Source organism: Nocardioides sp. NPDC127503 (assembly GCF_040302165.1).
Taxonomy (GTDB): Bacteria; Actinomycetota; Actinomycetes; order Propionibacteriales; family Nocardioidaceae; genus Nocardioides.
In genome coordinates this window covers 1-1,669 of record NZ_JBEORH010000028.1, presented here as the reverse complement: position 1 = coordinate 1,669, position 1,669 = coordinate 1, and the positions used below count along the sequence as shown (strand labels likewise).

The window sequence follows — 1,669 nt, the reverse complement described above, 5'->3', positions numbered from 1 at the left end:
TAGAAGATATAGAACTCATATGTGATAGAGCAGTATTTTTACGCGATGGAAAGTTTGTTGAAGATATTGATATGAAAAATACATCATCACAAGAGTATACATCTATCACGTTTAATGAAATTGATGTGGAAAAAGCAAAAAATCATTTAAATTCAAAGTCACATGGTTCGATCAAGAAAAATGGAAACATCTTGATAATTCCAAAGCTCGATAATTATCAAAATTTACTAAAAGATTTAGCTAATATTAATATATTTCCGACTAAAATTGAAGATAAAATAAGTACACTTAGGGATACTTACTTTAATATTAATAAAGGAGAATAAACAATGAGTATATATCATTTAACAAAATTTAATATATCAAGATTGCTAAAAAATCCTTTCAATTATATTGGGTTACTATTTGTTTTAATAATCCCCATATTTTATACAATGACTCAGGTTCATAATAATCATAAAGTTTCTGGAGAAACTATTTTAACTCTTTCAACATGGCTATTTGCATTTTGGGGAGTGATGATTATTACTAGCTTTTTAGTCAGAGACTTTTCTCAGGGTACATCACAATTGTATTTGAATAGTTTTAAAAATAGAGCGAAATACTTTATATCTCAACTGGTATCCATCTTAATTGCTAGTGTCATAGTATTTCTAACATTATATGTATTCGTTTTAATAATGCAGAATATTGGCGATGGTCAACCTATAAAAAATGAAGTGGTTGGAAAAACTTTAGGAATATACATCCTATTATTTTTGTTCTATGGTCTATTTTTATTTCTAATTACTTTATTAGTAAAAAGTTCTTCTTTAGTGTTTTCAATTGGTGTTTTTCTTATATTAATCATACCTATAGCAACCAATTTAGTTCCATTAATTCCAGAATATGGTGATGAAGTTAAAAAAGCCTTAAAATATATACCTTTTAACTTTTTAATTGATAATGTTTGGCTTGGATCTCTCAAATTAAATGGATGGCAAACATTTATCTCAATAGCTTCAGTAATATTACTAGCTATCATTGACTTCTTCACTATTTCTAAAAGAGATTATTAAAAAGTAACAATTCTATATAAACATATAAGAAAAGCTTAAACGTTGTTTAAAAACGTTTAAGCTTTTCTTACTTAATTAACATAAATTACGATTATAGGTAGTTGAAATGTATATCTTATACATTTTCCTTTTTTAATTACTCCCATGATGCAACTTCTAAAAAGGTTCTTAAGAAATAGCTGTAATAAATGTTATATTTAAACTTAAGGAGGAGATGATATTATGAAAAAACTTTCACCATCAGGAAAATTTTTAACTGTTTTTGCTTCAGCCCTATATATCATCTCTGCAATTCTTACTGGGGCTTTTTTTGGGAGTGATTTTTCCAATGTAATGTTACCAATAACGGTATACATACTATTCACTTTATTAATTACACACCGTTGGGAAGGTTATGAAGAAAAGCGTTTGCTTGATTTAAACAATATAGCTTTATTAAGTTATGGAGTTTCTTATATCCTATTCTTATGGTTATCTAAATTTACGGAAGATAAGGTTTATTTAGGAGCAATTTTTTTGGGATCTTTACTAGTTTTTATATTTATTTTTATATTTGCGTTACGTTCTCTTACCAAAAAAAATTGGTGGAAATAAAAAGCATTCCTTAATTA

The 1,669-nt window shown here is 26.5% G+C and carries 3 protein-coding genes; all 3 read left to right on the top strand.

What is annotated here, in order from left to right; all coding sequences use genetic code 11:
• Positions 1-326, top strand: a 326-nt coding sequence (locus ABTW65_RS29385) for a hypothetical protein (protein ID WP_502890708.1), incomplete at its 5' end; no start/stop codon positions are given.
• A 3-nt stretch (positions 327-329) separates the two neighbouring features.
• Positions 330-1,058 carry a phenol-soluble modulin export ABC transporter permease subunit PmtD gene (pmtD, locus tag ABTW65_RS29380; RefSeq protein WP_029376495.1) on the top strand — a complete coding sequence of 243 codons (729 nt, stop codon included), beginning with the start codon at positions 330-332 and terminating at the stop codon, positions 1,056-1,058.
• Between the two features lie 222 nt (positions 1,059-1,280).
• Complete coding sequence (locus ABTW65_RS29375; RefSeq protein ID WP_020368225.1) at positions 1,281-1,652, top strand: hypothetical protein; 372 nt, start codon at positions 1,281-1,283, stop codon at positions 1,650-1,652.
• The last annotated feature ends 17 nt before the right edge of the window (positions 1,653-1,669 follow it).